General features: G+C 59.7%; 25 protein-coding genes and 4 pseudogenes. 17 read left to right on the forward strand and 12 right to left on the reverse strand.

What is annotated here, in order from left to right; genetic code table 11:
- Positions 1–40 precede the first annotated feature (40 nt).
- The 5 genes and pseudogenes from ABDK75_RS17305 to ABDK75_RS17325 all read left to right on the forward strand — a co-directional run.
- A complete protein-coding gene (locus tag ABDK75_RS17305; RefSeq protein WP_211569377.1) occupies positions 41–751 on the forward strand; it encodes an HD-GYP domain-containing protein in 711 nt (236 codons plus the stop codon).
- On the forward strand, positions 748–948 hold the full coding sequence (locus ABDK75_RS17310; protein WP_211569376.1) for a hypothetical protein: 201 nt from the start codon (positions 748–750) through the stop codon (positions 946–948). The genes ABDK75_RS17305 and ABDK75_RS17310 overlap by 4 nt, the downstream gene beginning before the upstream one ends.
- A 247-nt stretch (positions 949–1,195) precedes the next feature.
- Positions 1,196–1,861 (forward strand): hypothetical protein, encoded by a 666-nt coding sequence (locus tag ABDK75_RS17315; RefSeq protein ID WP_211569375.1) that lies wholly within the window; start codon positions 1,196–1,198, stop codon positions 1,859–1,861.
- On the forward strand, positions 1,851–2,186 hold the full coding sequence (locus tag ABDK75_RS17320) for a DNA-binding transcriptional regulator (protein ID WP_211569374.1): 336 nt from the start codon (positions 1,851–1,853) through the stop codon (positions 2,184–2,186). Before ABDK75_RS17315 ends, ABDK75_RS17320 begins: the two co-directional genes overlap by 11 nt.
- Before the next feature lie 53 nt (positions 2,187–2,239).
- Positions 2,240–2,509: pseudogene (locus tag ABDK75_RS17325) on the forward strand (type II toxin-antitoxin system PemK/MazF family toxin); the annotation flags it as partial.
- A 54-nt stretch (positions 2,510–2,563) separates the two neighbouring features.
- On the opposite strand, the gene ABDK75_RS17330 reads toward ABDK75_RS17325, so the two are convergent.
- A complete protein-coding gene (locus ABDK75_RS17330; protein WP_211569373.1) occupies positions 2,564–3,658 on the reverse strand; it encodes a hypothetical protein in 1,095 nt (364 codons plus the stop codon).
- A gap of 301 nt (positions 3,659–3,959) precedes the next feature.
- On the opposite strand from ABDK75_RS17330, the gene ABDK75_RS17335 reads away from it, so the two are divergent.
- The 7 genes and pseudogenes from ABDK75_RS17335 to ABDK75_RS17365 all read left to right on the forward strand — a co-directional run bounded on the left by ABDK75_RS17335 (position 3,960) and on the right by ABDK75_RS17365 (position 8,503).
- Positions 3,960–4,784, forward strand: a complete 825-nt coding sequence (locus ABDK75_RS17335; RefSeq protein WP_211569372.1) for a hypothetical protein — start codon at positions 3,960–3,962, stop codon at positions 4,782–4,784.
- Between the two features lie 742 nt (positions 4,785–5,526).
- Positions 5,527–5,904, forward strand: a pseudogene (gene ssb, locus ABDK75_RS17340) (single-stranded DNA-binding protein); the annotation flags it as partial.
- Between the two features lie 132 nt (positions 5,905–6,036).
- Entirely contained in the window at positions 6,037–6,309 is a 273-nt protein-coding gene (locus tag ABDK75_RS17345; RefSeq protein WP_024717183.1) for a hypothetical protein, read from the forward strand.
- Positions 6,299–6,433: a hypothetical protein gene (locus ABDK75_RS17350; protein ID WP_255312278.1), complete on the forward strand. Its 135-nt coding sequence runs from the start codon at positions 6,299–6,301 to the stop codon at positions 6,431–6,433. Before ABDK75_RS17345 ends, ABDK75_RS17350 begins: the two co-directional genes overlap by 11 nt.
- Positions 6,434–6,588: 155 nt before the next feature.
- Positions 6,589–6,765, forward strand: coding sequence for a hypothetical protein (locus ABDK75_RS17355; protein ID WP_211569370.1), 177 nt, complete (start codon positions 6,589–6,591; stop codon positions 6,763–6,765).
- A 767-nt stretch (positions 6,766–7,532) separates the two neighbouring features.
- A complete protein-coding gene (locus ABDK75_RS17360) occupies positions 7,533–8,189 on the forward strand; it encodes a hypothetical protein (protein WP_211569369.1) in 657 nt (218 codons plus the stop codon).
- 92 nt (positions 8,190–8,281) lie between these two features.
- Complete coding sequence (locus tag ABDK75_RS17365; protein WP_346006567.1) at positions 8,282–8,503, forward strand: hypothetical protein; 222 nt, start codon at positions 8,282–8,284, stop codon at positions 8,501–8,503.
- A 161-nt stretch (positions 8,504–8,664) separates the two neighbouring features.
- On the opposite strand, the gene ABDK75_RS17370 is transcribed toward ABDK75_RS17365, so the two are convergent.
- The 3 genes from ABDK75_RS17370 to ABDK75_RS17380 form a co-directional block, all read right to left on the reverse strand.
- On the reverse strand, positions 8,665–9,312 hold the full coding sequence (locus ABDK75_RS17370) for a hypothetical protein (RefSeq protein WP_346006568.1): 648 nt from the start codon (positions 9,310–9,312) through the stop codon (positions 8,665–8,667).
- Positions 9,309–10,091, reverse strand: coding sequence for a hypothetical protein (locus tag ABDK75_RS17375; RefSeq protein WP_346006569.1), 783 nt, complete (start codon positions 10,089–10,091; stop codon positions 9,309–9,311). The genes ABDK75_RS17370 and ABDK75_RS17375 overlap by 4 nt, the downstream gene beginning before the upstream one ends.
- A gap of 87 nt (positions 10,092–10,178) precedes the next feature.
- Complete coding sequence (locus ABDK75_RS17380) at positions 10,179–11,090, reverse strand: hypothetical protein (RefSeq protein WP_346006570.1); 912 nt, start codon at positions 11,088–11,090, stop codon at positions 10,179–10,181.
- Between the two features lie 314 nt (positions 11,091–11,404).
- Between ABDK75_RS17380 and ABDK75_RS17385 the strand changes: the two genes are divergently transcribed.
- From ABDK75_RS17385 to ABDK75_RS17405, 5 genes and pseudogenes are all read left to right on the forward strand, one after another.
- Complete coding sequence (locus tag ABDK75_RS17385; RefSeq protein ID WP_131973940.1) at positions 11,405–11,656, forward strand: type II toxin-antitoxin system prevent-host-death family antitoxin; 252 nt, start codon at positions 11,405–11,407, stop codon at positions 11,654–11,656.
- A gap of 2 nt (positions 11,657–11,658) precedes the next feature.
- A complete protein-coding gene (locus ABDK75_RS17390; protein WP_346006571.1) occupies positions 11,659–12,072 on the forward strand; it encodes a hypothetical protein in 414 nt (137 codons plus the stop codon).
- 82 nt (positions 12,073–12,154) lie between these two features.
- Positions 12,155–12,433 (forward strand): hypothetical protein, encoded by a 279-nt coding sequence (locus tag ABDK75_RS17395; RefSeq protein ID WP_346006572.1) that lies wholly within the window; start codon positions 12,155–12,157, stop codon positions 12,431–12,433.
- Complete coding sequence (mobF, locus tag ABDK75_RS17400; protein ID WP_346006573.1) at positions 12,430–15,633, forward strand: MobF family relaxase; 3,204 nt, start codon at positions 12,430–12,432, stop codon at positions 15,631–15,633. Before ABDK75_RS17395 ends, mobF begins: the two co-directional genes overlap by 4 nt.
- Positions 15,634–15,684: 51 nt before the next feature.
- A pseudogene (locus tag ABDK75_RS17405) lies at positions 15,685–16,038 on the forward strand (transposase); the annotation flags it as partial.
- Between the two features lie 136 nt (positions 16,039–16,174).
- Here the strand turns inward: ABDK75_RS17405 and ABDK75_RS17410 are convergent.
- The 8 genes and pseudogenes from ABDK75_RS17410 to ABDK75_RS17445 form a co-directional block, all read right to left on the reverse strand.
- Positions 16,175–16,846, reverse strand: coding sequence for a hypothetical protein (locus ABDK75_RS17410; protein WP_346006574.1), 672 nt, complete (start codon positions 16,844–16,846; stop codon positions 16,175–16,177).
- 217 nt (positions 16,847–17,063) lie between these two features.
- Positions 17,064–19,313 (reverse strand): type IV secretion system DNA-binding domain-containing protein, encoded by a 2,250-nt coding sequence (locus ABDK75_RS17415; protein WP_346006575.1) that lies wholly within the window; start codon positions 19,311–19,313, stop codon positions 17,064–17,066.
- A 2-nt stretch (positions 19,314–19,315) separates the two neighbouring features.
- Positions 19,316–19,696: a hypothetical protein gene (locus ABDK75_RS17420; RefSeq protein ID WP_211569360.1), complete on the reverse strand. Its 381-nt coding sequence runs from the start codon at positions 19,694–19,696 to the stop codon at positions 19,316–19,318.
- 59 nt (positions 19,697–19,755) lie between these two features.
- On the reverse strand, positions 19,756–20,127 hold the full coding sequence (locus ABDK75_RS17425; protein WP_211569359.1) for a hypothetical protein: 372 nt from the start codon (positions 20,125–20,127) through the stop codon (positions 19,756–19,758).
- Positions 20,124–20,372 (reverse strand): IcmT/TraK family protein, encoded by a 249-nt coding sequence (icmT, locus tag ABDK75_RS17430; protein WP_061929004.1) that lies wholly within the window; start codon positions 20,370–20,372, stop codon positions 20,124–20,126. Before icmT ends, ABDK75_RS17425 begins: the two co-directional genes overlap by 4 nt.
- Entirely contained in the window at positions 20,372–21,487 is a 1,116-nt protein-coding gene (locus ABDK75_RS17435; RefSeq protein WP_211569358.1) for a type IV pilus twitching motility protein PilT, read from the reverse strand. The genes icmT and ABDK75_RS17435 overlap by 1 nt, the downstream gene beginning before the upstream one ends.
- Complete coding sequence (locus ABDK75_RS17440; protein WP_234931163.1) at positions 21,484–21,846, reverse strand: hypothetical protein; 363 nt, start codon at positions 21,844–21,846, stop codon at positions 21,484–21,486. The genes ABDK75_RS17435 and ABDK75_RS17440 overlap by 4 nt, the downstream gene beginning before the upstream one ends.
- Positions 21,843–22,546: pseudogene (locus ABDK75_RS17445) on the reverse strand (hypothetical protein); the annotation flags it as partial. The gene ABDK75_RS17440 and the pseudogene ABDK75_RS17445, both read right to left, overlap by 4 nt.

Below are 22,546 nucleotides of genomic sequence, written 5' to 3' on the forward strand. Positions count from 1 at the left end.
GCCGCGCTTAGAGTGACCTTACACAACCGGTAGAGGAAAGATGCCTGAACTGCAGACACTCCTGAAAGAAGTGGTGAAACTGCCTGCGTCCTATCGGCGGCAGGGCCCGCCTCTTGTTTCTCTCCTGGCACAGATTGCCCAAGGAGATGACGGACATGGCCAGAGGGTCGGGCGCCTCGCCGGCCTGCTCGGCCATCTGACGGGGAGCGGATTATCGTCGAGCGCGCTTGAACTGGCGGGCCGATTGCACGATGCAGGCAAACTGCTCCTGCCCGACAGTCTCCTGAATTATCCGGGTCGGTTTAACGCCCGTCAGATGCTGGTGATGCGACAGCATCCGTCGCTTGGTCTCGGAGCGCTGTTTCATCTGTCAGCCGATATCCCGACCCTCGTTTATGAGGCCGTGCTTCTGCATCACGAACGCTATGACGGTGACGGCTATCCGTTCGGAATGAAGGGTCAAGCCATTCCCCTGGCCGCCCGCATCATCGGCCTCGCCGACGTGATCGACGCCTTGCTCTCCGCCCGGGCCTATAAAACAGGGCGGTCTCCGCGGCAGGTGAAAGCCTTTCTTCAGGAGCAGGCGGGTGGCGCGTTTGATCCTGACCTGGTGCGGCACGCGATCACCTCTTTTGATGATCTGCTCGCCATTCGCCGCACCGTTGCGCAGCCGGTTCAGGGATATCAGCCCATGCCCGGCCGGTCACCCATGACATCCCGTAACCTTAATCTTCGGAACACTCTGCCATGATGCCTCTCCCGCTCCCGCCCGCAGCCCATGCCGCCCCGTCTGAGACGTCCCCCATGAAGCTTCTGGCCGACGTCGCAGACAGGCTTTTTACAGAAAACCGGAGAGAAGAGGGGCTGTGTGTGGTTGAGGCCCTTTATCTTCAGGCAGATGCTGCACTTGGTGGTCGTCAGGCGCCGTGTGATCAACAGGACGGTTGAGGTGTCCCCTTCGCAGGTGTCGTTGTTCTCCTCCCTGAAGCAATGAAGAATCCTTGCTGAATTTATGCAGGCGTAATACCGCAGAGTACCATCAGGATGTAACCGTTAAGTCATTAAGAGTGCTCCGAGCATAACGGGACAGTCACCGGTTGGCCGCGTAAATAAAAAAAGCAATAAATCTTTATTTCGATTGCACCGAGTATCCAATGGATACTAAGATAGTGGCATCACGAACGAGGACAATGCGATGCCTAAATTCGACACCTACCGGATGCGTCAGCTCGAAGCAGAGGTGCAGCGTCGCGCGACCGTCGAGGCGATCAAACGCGTGACAGAGGGCGTTCAGCGGGACGAGGAAGGCAGGGTTCTTCTTCTCGCAGCGCCATCCCGAGGCTATCTCTCGCTTGAAGACAAGCTGGTCACGAAAGATGTTGCAGCGATCCTTGGGGTTGCGCCAACGAGCGACGATATTGCGAAGGTCATTCGTGCGGTCGGCAAGACCGAAGTGGACAGACTTGCTCTGTCAGGGTGGCATTTCTCAACAGGTGAGACGCGCAATGTCGGCAGTGTGAAGCTGGATGATGGGTTCGAAATCGCAACCGAGCATTCCCTGCGTCATGAAGCAACGGGAGAAGTCGCGATGCGGGATGACGTCCCTCATTACTCAGATCGGATCGAGCTGCAGGACATCCGAGGAAGCCGTATTCTGTCAGGTGTCTGGATCTTTCCCGACGGTCGCTGTGAACTGGACGCTACCTGCCTCGATAAAATTGGTGAGTATCCCGAAGACTACGATCTCTCGCCACAGGGACGGGCTGACGCCACGTTGCTCGCAAGCCTCAACCGGACAAAAGCCGGACTGGAACAGGCAGGTCACTTCAAGCGGGCATGGCTGATTCCTGATGAGGTCTGACGTCGAGGGTATTGCCCCTCAGGCGATCAGGCAGGCCCGCCTTGATGCTGGTCTGACGCAGGTGAGCGCGGCTTCTCTCGTTCACGTCACGCCTTTGACGTGGAAGCGATGGGAGAGTGGCGATCGGGCAATGCACCCGGCTTTTTGGGAACTTTTTGCACTCAAGGTCGAAGCTGACAGGGTCAGGCAGGGAAACGTACAGCCCAGGCGCATGCCACGTTACACGATGGCGGAACTGCTCACTGTGTCCGAATATCCGACCGAGCCGGATGCTGAAAGCCGCGACTGGGTCGCGGGCGAGGCCACCGGGAAGGAGATCCTGTGAAGCGCGGTGAAATCTGGGTTGTGTCTCTCGATCCCACCTAAGGCCATGAGCAGCAGGGCTCGCGCCCTGTGCTCATCGTCTCGCCTGACAGTTTCAATCAGGCTACGGGCCTTCCAGTCACCGTACCCATCACCAGCGGCGGCGGCTTTACACGACGGCTCGGCCTCGCCGTGCCGCTCGAAGGCCTGAAGACCACAGGAATCGTGCGATGTGACCAGCCCCGTGTCATCGATCTCAAAGCCAGCAGCGGCCGAAGGGCGGAAGAGCTGTCCGCTCCTCTGCTGGACGAAGTCCTTGCCCGCCTCGCTACGCTTTTCGAATAGTGTCGGGCCGGGGAGGCCCGGGAGGAGTTCAATTTCTTTGTGCGGGGTGGCTGATCAGATATCATCAGGGCGGGAGGCCGCATGGAGCTTGACCATCAGCGTTGTGGCCTCGAGAACAGTTCTGGACAACACTCTCATCTGGTCATGAAGCGCTTTCTGTCTGGCGAGTGTTCCTTCAAACATCGCCCCCATATCCTCGACATATGTCTGTATGAGTTCCAGAGTATCCTGCTGGGAGCGGGCCACACTCTCCCAGTCACTCGGGTTCTCGTTTTCGCACTTGAGGAATCCGGGGAAGACGAGGGGTGCAGACTGGTTGTCGAGCGGCAGTCGTGTGTCTCTGAGACCCATGGGCCAGTGTTCAAGACAGAATGAGATCCCCGCCAGAAGAGAGGGCGGCAGGGACAGAAGAAGCTCGGTATCCGGAAGGTGGAGCTCTCCCGTTTCCGGAAAGCCGGTATAAAACATGTGCTCACGGTACCATGTCTCCCGCCCGCCCATGTTTTCGAGTGTTTCACGCCAGAGGTTCAGAGCGGCTTCCACCTCCTGATATGCCCCCTGACTGTTGACCTGCGCATCATACACGCGGCTCCACAGATGATGGGTTCCGACTGCGGGCAGCCAGTCGTCCAGCCTGAAAGGTTCGCCATCGAGAAGAGGTGTACTGCCAAGCACGAATGCGCCCTGAGACAGGATACAGCAATAGGCAACAATCCGGTTGCCGCGCCATTCTCCCCGGGATGCGAGAGCCTGCTTCAGGAGAGCAGGGAGCAGCACTTTCCGGGTACGGGCGCTGTAACTGGTCCATTCTCGCTTCTGTAAGGCCAGAGGCGCAAGCGGATCAACGATGGCTTCGGGATCGCTCAGGGTTCGAAGCCGCACACCGTGTCGCGACAGGTGGTAGGCCCAGAGAAAAACCATATCATTCGGAGGGGCATCTCCGATCGTAAAGGCGTGCAGGTCGTAACGCTGAAACGATCCGACGGAGCGGAAAACGGTCCCCGTGCGCTTGAGGTAGGTTGGCAGCGTGCGGACAAGGCTCTGTCCGACAAAGACGGTTCCATCTTCAAAAAGCAGGCAGACGATCAGGCGAAGCTCGTCGTGGGGATGACAGCCAGAACGGGCTGACTTGGAAACGCGGTGGTGCATGGCTATCCCGGGTCATGACAATGGATCCCAGCATTCTGCCATTACGCGATGTGAGAGCGGGTCGTGGGATGGCCTGCATCTGCGCGCCTTCTGACAACCGCGCAGCAAGCCGGCACGAGAGAAGCCGGGGGCGGGTCAGGACGCGAAGAGGAGAACGCGGGTCAGAAGAGAAACAGGGCCAGCCACAGGCCGTCCGGCCGCCACAATGGTTCGGCCGCACGCGGCCCGCGCCCTGGAGGGCGCGCCATTGTCCCGTCCAGCCGTCTGCGCCTTGCGGGAGAGCATCTGAAAAGAGAAAAGGATGTTTTCCGTGGCTACTTCCGTCACAACAGTCTTCACGCTCACCGGGCCGCAGGATCGTCTGCGCCAGATCGCCGAAGAGCGCGCTTACCGGACCTGCGCAGCGGATCAGATGACTTGGGAAGACGACACCACACTGGTGATGACCCTCGAAAACGGCATCGGCACGCCCTTCCTTCATCATGGAGACGGACTGTCAGACGAGTATCCCGACGTCAGTATCCGGGGGATGGAATATTTCGACTGCTTCGATGATCCGAGCTTCGCCAAATGGCAGGGCGGCCAGCTTGTCTATGAGGCAGAACTCATCACCGTCTTCGGAATCCTGTTCCCGACAGACGCCTCAATAAACTGGCCGGGCTGTAGCGCCAGCTTCTGGCACAGGTCTCCGCCTCTCTCGGCTGCCATAGCCGAGAACTGCCCCGACTTTGACCTGATGCCGTTACGGCAACTGGCAGGGCCAGCGCCCGGATGGGTTCAGACCTCGGATGGCTTCGCCACTCTTCTCATTCGGCTGCCTTCATCACCCGATGCGCAGGATGGCGTTGCCGTCATCTTCTATCCCGGGCTGGGGAGAGCCACTTTACTGAAGAATGTCGATCGTTTCGGAGGCTTCGCGCGCTCCTGCCGCGCGTCCTACGGCCGCATTACAGGCCAGTATCAAGAATTGCGCCCGGCTCTCCGGGACTGCTGGAAGGTTGACGAGAAGAAAAGGCGCAAGGCCCGTCAGGAGCGGAAGATTCTGAAAAGGAAGGCGAAGAAGGAGAGCCGGGAGGGAAAAGACATCCTTTTCGATCTCTTCGACACGGACCCGTGGCTGGTTTGAAGGGCAGAGGTAAAGAAGGATCGGGGCGGCCCTGAAGGGTTCGCGCGCTCTATTCCGCTAGGCTCCTGCGTCGCCAAGCTCCACCGAGCCCCGACGTCCAGCCGCCCTCAACCGGGCGTCTGGCCCTCGGGTCTCGGCCCTTCCGGGTAACGGCTTGCCCGCGTTCTTTTCCCTGAACGGACGGTCCTGGTCTGGGTGATCGGTTCGTGAGACGGCTCCTCAACCTCCCCGGCCAGTCCTGCGGACCGTCCGGGGAGGCACGTTCCACGACGGCGGCCTCGCATCCAGCGTTCAGTCTGACAGTCGCCGTGCCAGTCCGTAAAGCCACTGCGCGACCCTCGACGGCAGGTGTCAGGCCCGCATCTGCTGCAGGGCCGCACGCGACCCCGCATCAGTCGCAGACCGCCTCCTTTGCTCAGGACGCTCCGGGCTTGACGGCCTGTCCCGTCGACCGTCCTGGCCGGTGGCAGGATGGGCTCAGGAAAACGCCACCTCCCTTTCTCTCTCGTCGCCGTCAAAGTGCTCGCCGCACGGGCAGGATGGGTCTAGGAAAACATCAAATATCCTTTGAGTACTCAACAAGTAAAACGTCTTTTCCGCTGGTTTTATTTCTTCAGAAATGGCGGATTTCAGCCGTTTCTCGTTGACTGTCATCAAGTAAAAACCTATTATCTATTCATGGACAGAGGCAATAACGCCGAGCAAGTTCAGTCGATACGTTCCCTAAGTCTTGGAGGCTCTCATGGCTGGTTCCGTTAACAAAGTCATTCTCGTTGGCAACCTTGGTAAAGACCCGGAAGTCCGCAATATGCAGTCCGGGTCCAAAGTCGTGAGCTTTACACTCGCCACGTCCGAGACCTGGAATGATCGCCAGAGCGGCGAACGCCGTGAGCGCACCGAATGGCACCGTGTCGTCATTTTCAATGAGCGTCTGGGGGCCGTCGCAGATCGGTTCCTCCGTAAAGGTCGCAAGGTCTATCTCGAAGGCGAACTGCGCACCCGCAAATGGACCGATCAGGGCGGTCAGGAGCATTACACGACAGAAGTTGTCGTTGACCGGTTCAAGGGTGAACTGGTGCTGATTGACAGCAACCGCGGAAGCGAAGGAGGCGGCTGGGGCCAATCGGACGAGGAACGGGACGATCAGGCGCCATTCTAAGGTACTCAGTTCACTGCACGGTCCTGCCAAAGGACCGTCCCCGTTCACTCTCCTCACAGGAACCGGCGCTATGACCACCGAAGAGACTTTTCCATGATGCTGCCGACACTGCCTCCCAGACCTCCCACGTCAACGCAGCACACAACCGAGCGTGTGAAGCTTTTCGCGAGCGGCTGCCAGAGCCTTGCGCTGGCAATCCTCGGGGCGGGGATTGTGGCTCCGCTCTTCACGGGAGCGGCCGTTCCAATGTGGCAGCGTCTGGCAGCCGCGCTCGCCGCCGCCGCTTTTGAAATTGCCGCGTGGACGCTTCTGGGCTATATTCCGAACACTGAGGTCACGCCAACGGAGACCGAACATGATGAATGAGTTTTTCCCAAACCTGCTGATGATGCTCGCCGCGTTTGCAGGTGGCTGCGCTCTTTTCGGCTGGATTGCGAGCCGGTTGCTACCCGCTTCGACCCCGAGGCAGAAGCGGCACAGTCCTTCCTGATACCGAAAGACAGGCGGCCTCCGGGCCGCTTTTTTTGTCCGCTCACCCGGTTTAGTCAGGCGGACGCGCCTCGCCGGCGCGAGCTTTGATGCCCCCAGTGCTCGCCCCCCACAGGGGGGCTGCGCCAGGACAGAGAAAAAGACTAGACTGGCCCCATGTCACGACAAACAGTCATCCGCGTCGGTGCGCTGAGCATCCAGCTCGCCATCCTTCTCCTGATCTGGCAGGGCTTTCTGCATCCCATCAGGGGAGGTCTGCTGGTGCTTGCCGTGGGGTTTGTCGCGTTCTTCCTCACGCGGGACTCTTCAGGCAGAAATCAGGGCCATAGGTAAAAAAAGCAAAAGAGGGATCGGGGCGGCCCTGAAGGGTTCGTTCACTCTATCTCACTAGGCTCCTGCGTCGCCAAGTTCGACCGAGCCACAGCGTCCAGCCGCCCTCAACCGGGCGTCTGGCCCCTGCGTCTCGGCCCGTCCGGGTAACGGTTCACCCGCGTTCTTTTCCGATGACGGACGGTCCTGGTCTGGGGGATCTGTTCGTGAGACGGCTCCTCAACCTCCCCGGCCAGTCCTTCGGACCGTCCGGGGAGGCACGTTACAGGGAGGCGGCCTCGCATCCAGCGTTCAGTCTGACAGTCGCCGTGCCAGTCCGTAAAGCCGCTCCACGACCCTCGGCGGCAGGTGTCAGGCCCGCGTCTGATGCAGGGCCGCACGCGACCCCGCATCAGCCGCAAGCCTGCCCCCCTTGCTCAGGACGCTCCGGGCTTGACGGCCTGTCCCGTCGCCCGTCTTGGCCGGTGGCAGGATGGGCTCAGGAAAACGCCACCTCCCTTCCACTCTCGTCGCCGTCAGTGTGCTCGCCGCACGGGCAGGATGGGTCTAGGAAAACAACAGGTACTCATGAAGTAATCAAGAAATCTTTTTACTTGTCATGCAAAAATAAAGCGCGTTTTATGGCGGTTTTCTGCGTTTTTTCTCTTGTAGGAAAAAGCCAAAAAGGCTATCTTTTACTTGTCGAGAGGGATTGGCCCTCAAGACAAAGCGCCCCGAACGGTATTGGTAGTACCGAACGGGACTTCGCTAGACTAGAAAGGTTAAGTTTCATGTCCGACGCATCCAACACCATGTCCCAGAACGCTTCTCAGGGCAACTACTCCCCCGCTGCTGTCCGTCGCTTCAGTGAAGCCCAACGCCGCACCAAGGCTCTTGCCTCTCCGGGTCTGGCCGACATTCTCCGCCTCGTTCCGTCTGAAGACCAGATGGGAAAAATCGTGCTGGCGTTCGGCGTCGAAGCCGGTGACGTTGACGAACTGACCGGGGCAGGGTCCAACATGGTGCGCGAGCAATACGACCTGATGTTTCCCATCCTCGTGACCTATATCCGGGGCGAGCAGAATTTCAACGGTCTGCGGATGCACCTTGACCGCGTGGTGGATGGTCTCATCCGGTCCGCCTATGGCGCCGCGAATTTCTATGAAAACCGCCGCATGATCGCCAAGGATGCCGCAGACAGCTACGCCAACGGCGACCGCGACGAAGACCGCATGGGCGTGGACGGTGGAGAAAACCGCGTGGATGGCCTGCGCCGCATCGCTGCCGAAAACGGCGCGAAGGCTTACGCGCTGGCCTGCGTCGCTTCCGGCGCATGTGCCGCCTATGAGGAACTGATGGGTCAGGCGTGGAAGCCTTACACCCGCGACAATGGCCGCAGCCTCTCCCGTGACGTCGCCGCCGTTCAGGCCGACGCCATGGGCTTCTAAGTCAAGCCCGCCGCGCCCACAGGGCGCGGCCTCTTCCTGTCCCTCTGCACATCGAAGAGCGACCGGCCCCGCCCGGTCGTGGAGCCTGTCCCATGTCTCACGCACTCGCCCCCTATGTCCCCGACGCCAGCGCCAAGATCCTCCCCCTGAGGAGGCTGGAGCACCTTGCGCGTGGCTTCGCCATCGCGGACGCCCTCATGACCTTTCTGGAAAATACCCGCTTCGATTCCAGCATTGAGAAGGCCGCAGACGACGCGCGCGCCGCTGGTGCCACCCCTGCCGAGATCCGGGCCGCCTCGAACGGCCTCGCCTGATCGGCCTCGGCCAGGTCCACACACGCAAAAGGCGGTTCCCCTGGGAGCCGCCTTTTTTGTTGTCCGGTCAGACCGCGCCAAAATGGACACAACCGCGCAAGCGCGGCTGTGACGTATATTGCGTCAGGGCTTCGCCCTGGCCCGGGTGTGCAAGAGTTCGCTCAGGACTTCGGCAGGATCGGCGGCGGGACAATCTGACACCATGACGCGCCCTTCGTGTCGAACGCCTGATGTTCCTCGCAATAACGGCCTACACGCGCAGCATAGCCGTCATATGTGTAACCGGATGCAAAGCCGAGCCCTATCAGCATCGCCCCAGCCAGTGTCATCCGCACATAGGCGCGCCATCGCGCTTCCTTGTAGAACTGGCGCTCATGCGTCGGAATTTCCGTCCGCAGCTGGTCGAAAACTTCCTTGCGCAGCTCCGAGGTCACGCCAGAGACGATCCGCCCGAGGGTAGCCTGCAATTCGCGGTCTCGAAACAGTTCCTGTTTCTCGACATTCCGCGCCGCGACTTCCCCCAGCTTTTCGACCTGCTGACGGCTTTCGATGAACTGGTCCCGCAGGGTAGTCTGTTCCTGCTTCGCCATCTCGATGATGTCGCGGGCTTCCCCTCTGAAATCCTGCATTTCAGCCGCACACGACAGAGCGAGCCGCGCGAAGGCGTCCATGGTGGCACGGGTGGCGGAAACCCATTTCCCGAACGGCGAATACTGGTCCATCCCTTCCAGTCGGGCCGCCTCTTCCATCAGGCGGCCCGCGTCTTGCAACGCGTGCAGGGTGGAAAGAGGTGTTTCAGCGTCACTCATGGGAGCCAGCCTTCGACTTTTTCAGCAATGATGTTGCTTTGAATTAGGTCAAACCAGCGTTTGACCTGTGCGCGACGCAACACGTCAAACGGTGTTCCGCAAGGACGTGGCGCACTTTCCATGACCTGTTGAAAAGACAGCCCACTTTCAATAATGGCGGGCAGGACGCTTAGTCTCGGAATTCTCAGAAAGCGGACTTCGCAATCTTGCATCTGCTCGAAAAGTGGCTCCTCAATTAGGCGAGCAAAAGCTCGGTCCGGGTCGTGTCCCACGGGCACAGTCCAGTCGTTAAATACCAGCAAAGCTCGCTTCGGGCGGAAGAGTTCGCTTTCCCAAAGGCGTTTGATGTAATCGACATCTCCGGGCTGGGGCCCGCACATGAACAGGCCGGTGACTTCGAGACCAATACTCTCCGCCAGAGCGATAATTCCTTCCTCTTTCGCCCAGAGTTCAAGTGTCCGATCCCCGCCACCGACATCGACAAGAAGAGACTTTTTTTGCTCGGCAGCCGTTCCAAATGCCTCTGAGAACCACTCGCGTAACACGCCAGCATCCTCGTTCTTGGGGCGCGTGAGACCATAACGCTCATAGATTGATTTGAACGCAGAGAGCCCGGGATTGCGTGCGTCCCCGTCCGCAAGAAGAGGCGGGCGCCCCTGCATGATGGCAATTTCCGCAAGCGCCGCCTCAGCCGTAGATCCTCCCAGATTACCGCGGCCTGCTTTGACTGTCGCAGAAGGGTTACGGGGTAACTTGGAAGGGATAGGCTTTTCACTCATGACAGGTCCTTACTTTCAATTCCTTCTCCTTCTCAGAGAGGAGAGACCTTCAGTGTAAGGACGCCGTTTGTGAGTGCGAACAGGGGGCTAGTACAGCGTCTTCATCTGATCACGTGCACGCATCAACAATCCTCTCAGGATCAGTGATCGATCTTCATGTGGGATAGCCTCCACCATCGGAATACACGCTTTTGCCCAATCTCGATCTCTCTCAAAAAACGAGCGTCGAGGCAGTCCCGGCAACGCTTCGTAGTCGATGCGACCATCAGGCTGACGCCCTGTCGCGTCAAGGGGCATGAGAGCGTCGAGCGGCAGATACTCAGGCATTCCGTCAGGTCGAGGACCAACATAAGGCGGCGGAAGCGGCTTGTCCTTGTCCGCACCATAGCGGGGGGCTTGTGTGAGCATCGTCACATGCTTGGCGATCTGTCCGACTTTAACCCGGGGCCGCGTGGCGGTCTCTAAGGGGACAGGCTGGGACTGCGCGGTCTCGACGACCTCGGCAAGTACCGTCGGCTGAATGCTGGCCTGATCTGGGGCCACCTTGGCTCTGCGCTGTGCCTCATACCCTGCGATCCGCTCACGGCGCTCCCTGTTGAGGCGCTCCTCGGTATCGGCCTCAGCCATGAGCGCAAGGATCTCTTCATCGGAGGGGCCAGACTGCGCTTTGTCTGTTGGCACGACTGTCCTGCAAGCCGCCTGATCACGAGCAGGCGCGTTCGCCTCTGCCACTGTGCGGTCCTTTTGGGCAGCCAATGTCTTGCCTGCCCGATACCACGTCATTTTGGCACATCGCACAGTCGGTGCCTGCCCATCAGCATTGGTTAACCCAACGTCTTTGAACCATGCGCACAGGGCCTGCCAGTTCAAACGACGCCCGTTCCATGCCCGCAGTAGCTCTTCGCGGTTCGCTTCCATCCACACGCGCAGCGACATCGCTCCAGACACGTTTTCAAGTGCGCCAATGGCCCCGCTGATCCCGATACCTGTCGCTGCCATGTGCTGCCTCCTGTGGCCGTTGTGCGGCTGCTACGCATCTCTCAGGGGCATTCTAACACGACTACGAAACGACTACAATCGACTACGTTAGAGCTACGCATCGACTACCAACAACTACAAGAAAGCTACAGAGTTTTTCTTTTTCCATATACAAATGCACCCTTTCGGGTGCGGTCCCTGCGGGACCACCAGGCAACCGGATCTGGGGACGCCGTTCGATGCTCTTGAGAGGGTGCTTTTCGTCGTGCTGTAATTGCTGTATATTACGACAACAACAGCGTTGATGTATGTCCAACGGAGCGGAGAGCCCGACAATGCGTACCTTTTCAACCAGTGATCTGTCCCGGAAATCGGGAGACATTATCGCCAGCGCGCTCCAGGGGCCGATCGCCATCAGCCAGCGCGGAAAGCCCCGTCTGGTGGTGTTGAGTGTCGAGCAGTACGAGGCGCTCAGACAGTCGCAGCCCGACCGCCGCGTGTCTGGAGCTACAGCCGATATGCCCGCCGATCTGGCAGAGGATGTCGCGCAGGCGATTGATGCGTTCCTGTCTCCGGACAAGCGCTGACCGTGAGCGCCGTGTTCGAGCCCGGTACGGTTCTGCACTACCCCTATCTGTGGCACTGGCAGGATGCACAGGGTGAGACAGAGGGGCGCAAGGACCGGCCAGTCGCCGTAGCCGTGCTGTTCGTCGGCCGGGATGGTCAGGACTATGTTCTGCTGCTGCCTCTCACCACGCAGAAGCCAGCGGAGGGACGACAGGCCATCGAGATCCCGGCAACGGAGAAGCCGCGTGCGGCGCTCGATCAGAACCGCAGTCAGTGGCTCATGCTGGATGAGTACAATCTCGATCCGGTCAAGGGCTCGTATTACCTTCGGCAGTCCGCCGTGACAGGGCAGTTCAGCAAGGCGTTCATGCGGACGGTTCTGGAGCAGTTTCGCAGCCTGTTCCCGCAGGCAAGGCGTGTGGCCCGTTATCCCTGACGCGTCCTGCTGACCCCGGCCGACCGCACTCACAATCCAGGATGGGAGAATGCCTCTTTCAGTAAGAAGGAGCTGACCATCCGTGTCTGACGTCGAAGACTTTACGCTGCCTCCCCCCCTGACGGGGCAGAGCCAGTTTGAACTGCTTGTCATGACCCGTCTTAACCAGTTCGGGGAAATGCTTGCCCAGATCCATCAGCTGGTCAGCCCGCCTGATACGCCACAGGAGGGAGAGGGCCTGCACGAGGTCATGGTTCGCATGGCGAACGCATTGGACCGCCAGGGCAGTGTCCTTGAGCAGCTCTGCGAACAGGTTGCGAGGCTTGAGCGCGGGAGCGGCGAAGCGGCCGAGCAGGCATGATCACTTACCGCAAGCTTTCTGCGGCCGGGGCCGGGAAGCTCATCGTCGCCTATCTGCGCGAGCATCAGCTGGAGCCGGAAAAGGATGCCCGGTTCGAGCGGAACGGCGAGAAGAGCCAGTTTGAATCCGGTGATCGCCTGAACTCCTATTACACCGGACGCGATGCCCGCGGAAGTTGGGCCCCTGATATGAGCGAACGGATTGCCAGTCAGCTCGGCATTGATGTGACGACGCGCCCGACCGATGAAGCCCTCGCACGTCTGTTTGAGGGCAAGCGCGCTGACACGGGGGAGAAATGGGCAGGGGCTCATGCGAACCGGGAGATTTCCGGGATTGATTTCACGGCCGCCCCGGACAAGAGCGTCACCCTTGCGGCAGAGTTTGCTTCCACGAAAGCCGAGCAGGCCCTCATCTGGTCCGCCATCCATCAGGCGAATGACCGTGCCATGGCATTTATCGCCAAGGAGATCGGGATTGCACGACGTGGAAAGGGGGGCGTCTCGTACAACGAAGGCGGGGATGTTGGCTGGGTCTCGTTCCGTCATTACACGGCACGACCGGTCATGAAGATCCAGGATGGCGCACAAGGCCCCACGGCGGCGGTGGAAGTTCTGGTGCCGGGGGATCCACAGGCGCATATCCATAATATCATGTTCAACGCGGTCGCCACGGAGAGCGGGCACCTCGGGTCTCTGGACAGCAAGCGCGTGACCGGGATGACGTCGCATATGTTTGGCGGATACTTCCAGGCCGAGCTTGCCTCCGAGCTTCGCAAGCTGGGTATCCGGGTGGACGTGGATGCTCGCGGTAAGGCCGTCGTTCTGAACGGCATTCCCGAAGAAGCCCGCGAGCTGTTTTCAAAGCGGAGCAAGCAGGCCGAGCGCATGGCCAAAGCCTTCGTCAAGCGGCAGGGCGGTGACTGGAAGGCCATGAGTGCCGAGCAGAAGTTCAAGATCCTGCATCAGGCCAATCTGACCTACCGGTCGAACAAATATACCGGACGCAATGAGCGGGACATCTGGCGGGAAGAAGCCGATGAGATCGGCTGGCACCATGACACGGTCCTGACCGATGAGAAGACAGTTCTGCTGTCCCAGGCCGAGCGTTTCGAGAAGGCTTACGGGATTGCGGCCAAAATGCTGGCTGACGAATTTCGCACGGCCGCTGTCATCGACCGGGATGCCTTCCGGACGCATGCCGCGCACGGTCTCATTGCGGCTGGCATTGAAGGGATGGAGGACGTGGAGCGGGTTGCCGATATGATCCAGGAGCGTGGCATTGAGATCGACGGTCAACTGGTCCGCTTTCTGGAGCGCGAGCAGGACGGCCGCCTCCGGGTCGCGACAAGCGCCCAGATCGCCCTCGAAAAGGACATGGCCCGTCTTGCCGGCCTGTCTGCGCGGACGCGGGACGGTGCGCTCAGTGACGAGCAGATCGCCGCAGCCGTCGCCCGGTCGGGTCTCGACTTTACGCACGAGCCGGCCCACGGCGCCGCGCAGCTTGCGGCCATCAATGCGCTTGGTCAGGCGGGCGGTCTGGGCTTCCTGATCGGTGTCGCCGGCTCCGGTAAAACGACGCTTCTGAAGCCTCTGGTCGACGCCTGGCAGGAGGATGGTCGCACCGTCATTGGCGCGGCCATTGCCTGGCGCCAGGCCGATGCTCTGAAGGATGCGGGCATTTCCCAGACCTACGCGATGACTCCCCTTCTGGACGGTCTGGCGCAGGGAAAGATTGTCCTCGATCGGCAGTCGGTTCTGGTCCTTGATGAAGTCAGTCAGGTCTCCCCCCGTCAGCTGCTTGAGATCCTCCAGCTTCAGCAGGAAAAAGGCTTTGCCCTTCGGGTGGTGGGCGACCGGGAACAGGCCCAGGCGATCGAGGCCGGCGACGCTGTAGAACTGCTTTTGCGGGTTATGCCCAAAGAGGCGCGTCCGGAGCTGTTGAGCACGATCCGCCAGAAGTCCGCGCGTGGTCGGCAGATCGCCAGCATGTTCCGCAGTCCTGGCCGTGATCTGAGCCAGACCGAGGACGAGCAGAAGAAAGCAGATATCGCCCGGGCGCGTGAAGCCATCGATATGAAGCGCAAGGACGGCACGATCCGACTTGTTGGGGGCGACCATGACCAGGTCGTCGAGCAGATCGCTGACCTGTATCTTCGACGCCGCGACATGCTGACTCAGGCCGGATCGGAGCGGGGTATCACCATGTCCGCGCCGACGAACGAAGACGTCATGGATCTCAGCCGTGCCGTTCGCGACCGGTTGCGCAAGCGCGGCGAGATCGGGCAGGCGGAAATCGTCAAGGCCGCCATCGATCAGCGTGGCGTCACTTATGAGCTGCCTCTTGCTGTTGGCGACCGGGTTCGGCTGTTTGCGAAAACCAGCGTCCGGATGGAAACGGCCCACGGGCGCCGCTGGCGTGATCTGGGTTCGAATGGCGACTTCACGACCGTCAAAGGCTGGTCCGATGAGGGGCTGGTGTTACAGAATGCGAAGGGCCGGGAAGGGCTGGTGCCCTGGACCCGGCTGGCCGACCCGAAGACCGGACGCGTCCGTCTGGGCTTTGGTCACGCCATGACGGTCGATGCAGCACAGGGTGTGACGTCCGACGAGCATATCAACGCCATGCCGCGTGGATCTTCGGCCATGACCGGCTTTACCTCCTATGTCGCCGAAAGCCGGCATGTTCATCGCTGCTGGACGGCCGTGTCGGAAGGATCTCTCCGGGAAGCCGAGACGTTTTCGCGGGCTTTGGGTGATATCCGGCCGGTGACGGTCAACGATCTGTATGACCGTCTGGCGTCGGACATGGGGCGTCATCCCTACAAGTCGCTGGCCGTCGATCTGGCAAAAGCCCGTCTTGCACACGAAGAAGCCAATACGCGGTGGATCCGGCAGAACCACGTCAATGAGCGGACCCGTCAGAAGGGGCAGTCACCGGGCGGTCAGGTGCGTCGTCAGGTTGAGGAAGCCCCGATCCGGGATGTCCCGCGCGCGCAATGGGACGATATCAGTCGCAAGCTGCGCAAGGCCGGCTATGCCGCGCAGGATGCCCTGAATGCGGCGCGGCGGGTTGAAGATCTGCAGGAACGTCGGAGGACGCAACAGGCCGAAGACCGGCTGCAGCGGGCTCGCGCCGCCGCACAGGCAGAAGAGCGGGAGCGCGATCGCACGCGGGTTCGTGGCGCAGGACGGGGGATGTAGGTTCGAAGACGGAGGCGGCACGGGACATGCCGCCTCAGGTCCTATCAGTATGGACGACTGCTCAGCTTCTTTATGACAGCCACACAGGTCAGTGACTATACCGGGGTTTCTGCAGGACGGCTTTTTCATGGCGCAGTGGATGCTGGCGGACCGGGGCAATGATGCTGACTGATTCGGGGATGCTCTGGATGAAAACGGGGTCAGGCTCTGCATTCCGGGACGGAGATCGCTCAGAAACCCCATCAAATACGATAAAGGAAACACAAAGGACGCAACCGCATCGAAATCATGCTTGGTCGCCTCAAGGGCTGGCGGCGTGTCACAACACGCTATTGCCGATGTCCGACCGTCTTTTTCTCCGCCATCGGCCTCGCGGCAACCGTCATCTTCTGGGTAGAGTCCTGAGCCTTGCGAAGAATGGCTCCCGACTTGATCAAACTGCAAATCAGAGGCCATCAAAATCACAGTCAATCCATACGCCACAAGCCGGGATCGAAATCTAGGCGCAGCATTCAGAGGTACTTCGGTCCGTACGATAATTCTACTGTGTCCGGTAAGCCGAAACCCGGATGCCGTAAAATTCAAGGGCCTGACTTTTCTTCGATCCATCGGCTACAGGGGCCAGATCAGCGTGTGTCTCACAGCGCAATCCGCCAACGATGATAGGCTTGTCGATATGGATTGTTTGATAGTCAGGTAGTTCCACGTCGCTACTGTCTGATCTGGATCCCCGCAACGTGGGATCGGTGATTAGTGTGATGTCGGGGGTCACGACGATCTTTCCATCCAAAGACGGAAGGGCACGGAATGTCCCGAATACGCCTGTGAAAACGGTTCCAGGCTGGAGGGATACCTCCGAGGGCTTTCCTTCGCGGTGTATGGAGGATATTTTTGATAAATAATTGGTCTCCCGTCCACTGCGGATGGAGATGTCAGAGCCGTCGGCCGGTAGATAGCCGTCGAACCCTACATTAGACGTCGTCGGTAACTGGATCGATGCGCTCTTCGGTCCGCCATTACGGATCGAGGCGAGCTGTGTGATCTGCAGTGACAGATGAATCCAGGCCGGACCGGTTAATTTCGCGGCAGCTTTCTCACAGGGCCCAAGGCTAGATTGCTGCGTTGCAAGCGCAGGTTCTACGCTACCCCTGGCTACAACCAAAAGAATGGCACCGGCGAAGATGCGGCTAAATCTGCGTGTATCTTTTGTCAAGTGGTCTGTTCCCAATGGCACAGCGACATTGCTGTTGAGGTCAGCATATGGGTCGGCAATGTGAGTGCGGAACTCCGGAACGAGAGCATTTGCAAACCGCAAACTGAAACCCGGGTAAGGAAAGCGTCTAGTTCGGCATACGACCCGAAAGGGCGAAGCGCGTGCCGTAAAGTTCCTTTGGGAAGTAGACGCGGCACGTGACATGCTGCCTCAACTCCTATGCGAGTTCTTTGCCACGCGCATAGAGATTCAGGGCGTGCGTGACTGCCTCGACGGCCGCCCGCTCATCCAGTCCAAGCGCCGTCTCGAACGTCACCAGCTCGGTCAGGAGTGCTCGGTCAAGATCCGGATGAAGTGATTCCGTCGTGCGGGGCAACTGAGCGGACGGAGGAACGAGAGTTTCAAACAGCTTTGCAAAAGGTTTGTCTTCTGCCGAAGTCTCGTCCGGAAAAAGAAGGTTCAGGAGTTCCTGGGCGTCCTGCAGTGGCGTGCCTTCCGTGTTGAGAACGACACCGAGCCGCTGATACAGATCTCCCAGAACTCCGGTCAACGGCCGGAGATCGCCCTTTTCGATCCGATCGCGCCCTTCCTGAAGACGTTGAGCCACGTCATCTGCTTCTGTGGCCGGTTCCTCCGAGACAGGGGCTTCAAGAGCGGGAGCCGCTGAAACTGTGGGGAACACCCTGTTCACGCCCTCTGGCTTGATGCCTGCATAGAACAGTCGCGTGTAGATGCGCTTTCCTCGGAAGAGAATGATGGCCTGCCCCTGTCGGAGGTTCTGCACATCGCTCCAGGAGATCCGCTTGACGTCGCGGATGTCTGCGCGCTGCTGGTCCGCATAGACGCCCAGAGGGTTGGAACTGTCGAAGCCGGGGAGGACGCTGACAGGCATCGTTCCACCTGACTGTTCGATCCACTCCCGGGTTGGACCAGAGTCTTCGATATTTTCAAAGATCTTCAGCTTGGGATTGCCGAGAAGCGGAACGGTCAAATCCTTACCGAGCGTGGCGTAGAGGGTGCCCACTTCCTGAAACGAGATCAGCAGGGAAATGTTCAGCTCGCGACCCAACGCCATCATGGCGTCGATCCCGCGTGTCGCGAACTGACCGACTTCGTCCAGAACCAGAGGATAGGGCACCGTCGAGGACGACGCGCGATTTACGACGCGGTCCTCATAGTCGCCCTCAATCGAGGTGCCGAGTGCCGCCGCAAGCGCGTAACGAAGCGCCGTGATGACGGCCTTGCCCAGGGCGGCGTTCGTGTCCGGGTGGTTTTCGAGCGAGGGGAGAAGAACGACCAGGATGCGCCGATTGAAGATGACGTCCCGGAAGTCCACATCACCGATATTGCACCGGAAGATATGCCCCAGCGTGGAACTCATCTGGGTAAAGGTTTTGCCGAAGCCACCCACCACATAGGAATGCTGCTCCCGAACCTTATCCTGGTCTCCCACGCTTTTGGTGTTCGAAAAGCCACCCGTCTCCGTCACGTAGTCGCGGACCGGGTTCAGCAGGGTCCGGTCAAATTCTGGCGGAAGCTCGACTGTTCGCGTCTCGGCTGCATCCGCATCATAGTAGGTGAAGATCTGATTCTGGTAGAGATCGCGCAGTTTCACGATGTCAGAGAACATCGTGCGGATCGTCTCGGACATGATCGGAATACCAAGGTTGTCCCGGACCCAGACGAAGACATAGGACATGCCGCGAATAAGCGCTTCGGCCCTGTCGCGGAAATGCGCGGAGTTACCCCCTCCGCCTTTTTTGTCTTCCGGCAGAAAGAGCGTGAGCAGAAGCTCGGTCATGCCCTCAGCATTGACAGAGGAAAAGGGGTTCCAGGTGTTGGTCTTCCTGTCGCCGGCTGACACCATCATATTGATGAAGCGTAGGTCTGCCTCTCGGCCCCACCGTCTCGCCATGGCTGCAACGGAGAAGGCAAGGTTGTTTGAGGCTTTGCCGTCGACAATCGTAAACCCGCCGCCCTGTGCCAGGGCATTGCACAGAAGACTGTAAATGAACTGCGTTTTGCCGGACCCGGTGGAGCCGGGCAGAATGGCATGCATCGTCATATCATTGCCGGACAGCCAGACCTGTTGGGCCGTGACTTCATCCCAGCCTATCAGCCAGTCTCCAGAAGGCTTGCCCGGGATTTCGACGCCAGGTCGTTTTGGGTCCGGCTGAGGATTGCCGTAGTCCTTTCCCTTTGCGTTGGCCGGCAAGCGAAGAGGCAAAGTCACCGGCCGCGTCAGGACATAGCCGGCATAGGCGACGGCCAATGGTACGATGGCGGTTGTCAGCGCGGGAACAGTGACGGCCACGCCGGCTATTGCAACGAGCCCGATGGACGAGAGCCCGGATCGCAGGATTTCCGCGACCTGGTGAGGAACGCTTCGGGTGTCGCGGAATGCCAGCCCACCCTTTTGTTCGTGAAAATCCTGCGGACCGTCTATGCGGCGTCTGATCGTCGCCATGATTATTCCAGCCCGAACGCTGTGTTGGGTACCGGGGTGCCTTCAGGCGCGGCGGGGATGGAACGACGTGTCGCGGATTCAGGGGCGCGGAGTAGTGGCATCTGCAAGGTGTCGGCTGTATGTGGACCACTGCTTTTCGCGGGCGACCACAACCGGTGGCCAACAGCGGCACCGAGAACAATCAGGCAGACGCCAGCGATCATCGGAAGGGGGATACGTCTGGCTCTTTGTGGTTGCCGCTCAGTGGCGATCTCTTCTGCCGGGAGAGGGCGCGGACTGTCAGCCCCCTCAGAAAGCGTGTCGTGGTCGAGAACGATGATGGTCCGTTCCCCTTCACGACGAATAGAAACAGACTGTGTCTCAGGTGGAACGGAAATGATCATCGCGGACCTCAGCAAGTTAGACGCCTGTGCAGTATCTGACAGGCGTTTGTGAGTGCGGATCAGCCCGTGACCGTTTGTGTGTAGGTCGTCAGAGCTTCGAGGGTGATGCGTCCTTCAGCATCGGCAATGGTTCTGAGCACAGCGTTGAGCGCCAGAAGAGCGATCGAGAGCGGGACATGGTAGAGCCCGGTCAGTGTGTAGCCCGTCACGCTTAGTGTGTCTGGCTCAAGCTTGAGGCCGAAGCCGGCTCCTTTTGTTTCAGATCTCCAGAACTCCTCAGCGAGCCGGAGCAATACCGGAAGAAACACGTTTGTCTGGGTGACACGCCATGCAGGCAAAGTGCCAACGCCTGGAATGCCCGTCTCGAAGCGGTATCCCTGCGTCTCAATCAGGGTCGTGCAGCACCGCACCAGGTCATCAAGATCGCTCATGCGTAATCACGCTTTTTCCAGGAGGGAAGACGAGGGCGAACCGGGCCACACAGGATGACCCGGAGCATGCGCACGGCCACGGGAAGCGTCAGGCCGAGCCATGCCAGAATGCTGAAGAACAGGACCCCGATTATGGCGAGGATAAACGTCCATTCGCGCATGTGAGCGATCCACAGAGCGAATGGCGCAAGCGCACGGGCGTCGATAATGAGAAGGCGGACCGGGTCCGCGGTAAAGCGCCACATCAGTTTTCTTCCTTCATGGCAGCGGCGGCGACGGCTTCTGTGATTCTGCCCTGCTTCACAGCCGCAGCGATGGATTGAGCGAAAGTCTGTCCGTGCTCTTCGACAGCGGCCTGCGTGATGTTCGGCCAGCGATCCCGGGGTGCGTCCAGCAGGCGGGTTCGAATGGCGCGGGTCACGGGCAGGAACTCCCGAATGGGTGTCCTCTTGCCGTCGGTCGACTTCAGCAGCCTCTGGTTCACCAGAAGACGGAGGTTCTCGACGAACGAAATTGTCAGGCTGTCCCGCTGATCAGCGGGGCAGAGCGCCTGAACACGTCGGACAGTGGAAGAGCAGCTGTTCGTATGAAGAGAGCTCAGGAGGCGGTGGCCAGAGATCCCGGCCTGGATCGACGCTTCCATGGTCTGGGGATCACGGCACTCGCCCACGACGATGTCGGTTGGCTCGCGACGCATGGACGCGCGGACAAATTCGGAAAAACTCCGGAGGTTCCGGGGAATCTCGAGTTGCGTGACCGCTGAGTTGCGACGTGCGACGCGATCATAGAGGATCTCAAGGGGGGCTGACGCTTCGATCAGGTTGCAGTGGATATCCGGATCTTCAAGTCGGGCCCGGTTGATGCCGCCAATCAGCGTTGATTTCCCTGAGCCCGTGGCGCCGCAGATCAGGAAAATGCCCTGTTCTCCATGGAGCGCGTCCAGCAGTTGAGGCTCTACGTGCTGGTCCTCCAGCGGGCGGGGGATGTCAACCAGGGGCCGGAAGGTCAGCGAAATGCCCGCATCCGCCCCGACCTGCGAGCTGACGGCATTCAGCCGAAAGGGATATCGCCTTTTTTTGCGATCAGGCCAGATTGTATGCCCGACGTCGATAGGATCACCGTTTTTGAGGTTGGTTACTCCCGTTGCTGACCGGAAGATGTAGTTGACCGCGTCCTCGACTTCCCCCGGCAGACTGGCATCACGCGTGACCTGATGGTTTTCGCCATGAAGGCGCACCATCACGGGGGTGTCTGTCTGGATTTCGATCCGGGAGCACTCGGCCTCTGAGCACCAGATCAGGAACTGGTCCAGCATATTGCCCCGCAAAGGCTCGCCGTCGTGCGGCCACAACATGCTCATCGTGCCTTGTTCCCAAGACGGTTCAGTGTTTCGAACTCATGGATCACTCTCTGGTGGGTCCGGACCAGATCCTTGGGAAAGCTCTCGCGGTCTTCTCCGGGCGACACCCCACCCAGTAGCGCGTCCATGTAACGCGAAATTGGCTCAAGAAGGGACACAGGAGCCTTGGAAACGTCATACCCGTAGAAGGTCTTGCGAGACGCTGCATGTTCGAGCTGAACAAGCGTCAGTGTCATCGCCCGGTCGAGCTGAAGGGCTGGCACGGCATAATGCTCTGCCACCCAGTCCCGGAGCGTGTAAGCCGCAATGCGCGCACGGATGAAATCAGGCATGAGGTTAAAAATTACGGAATCAGTCATGGTCTGCCGAAAGTCTTGAGAAGGCTGGAGATCTGGGGTGTCGTCAGAGGGCGTCCGGCAAGGCACTCTGCTTTCCAGTGTGCCAGTGCTGCTGCCGCTTCCGGGCAAGAGGCAATCGCCATGACATAAGGTGGGAGTCCGTCACGCGGATAGGACGCTGCGGAGAGAACGAGCCAGAGGTCGCGGTCCAGGAACTGGATGGCTGCGAAAAGCCCTGGGTTGACGACGCCGGCCTTGAGGCGTGCCTCCTGGAGAAGCGACAGGAGTGCTGGTCGCGTAAAGGCATGTTGCTCAGCGATCTTCAGCGTCGAGCGGAAGCTCTCCTTCTTCAGCTGCTTATCAAGGGTAGCCACAAAGGATTTCGACACTTTCGCGAAGTTTGATGGCGCTCCGTCTTTCAAAGTGCCTTTCAGCTGCACAGAGAGGTTCTCCAGGACACTCTGTGCCTCATCTTTCCGGCGTTGGATGAAGAACGAGAAAGCGACGAACAAGCATTTTTCAGCGACCGACGCCTCCAGGGGCCCGCGCCAGGGACGACCAAGTTGCGCCTCCAGCGCCTGAAGAGTTGTCTCACGGAGCTGGGCAGCTGAGTTGCCTCGCACGTATCGTGCGCGCCATTCTTTAAGGTTCAGCGCAGGATCGAGAGGCGCCAATGGCGCTTCAGGAGGTGAGGGGCGCACCAGCTTCAACCCTTTGCCAA

It is taken from the genome of Gluconobacter sp. OJA, from assembly GCF_039638325.1.
GTDB classification, from domain to species: Bacteria; Pseudomonadota; Alphaproteobacteria; order Acetobacterales; family Acetobacteraceae; genus Gluconobacter; species Gluconobacter cerinus.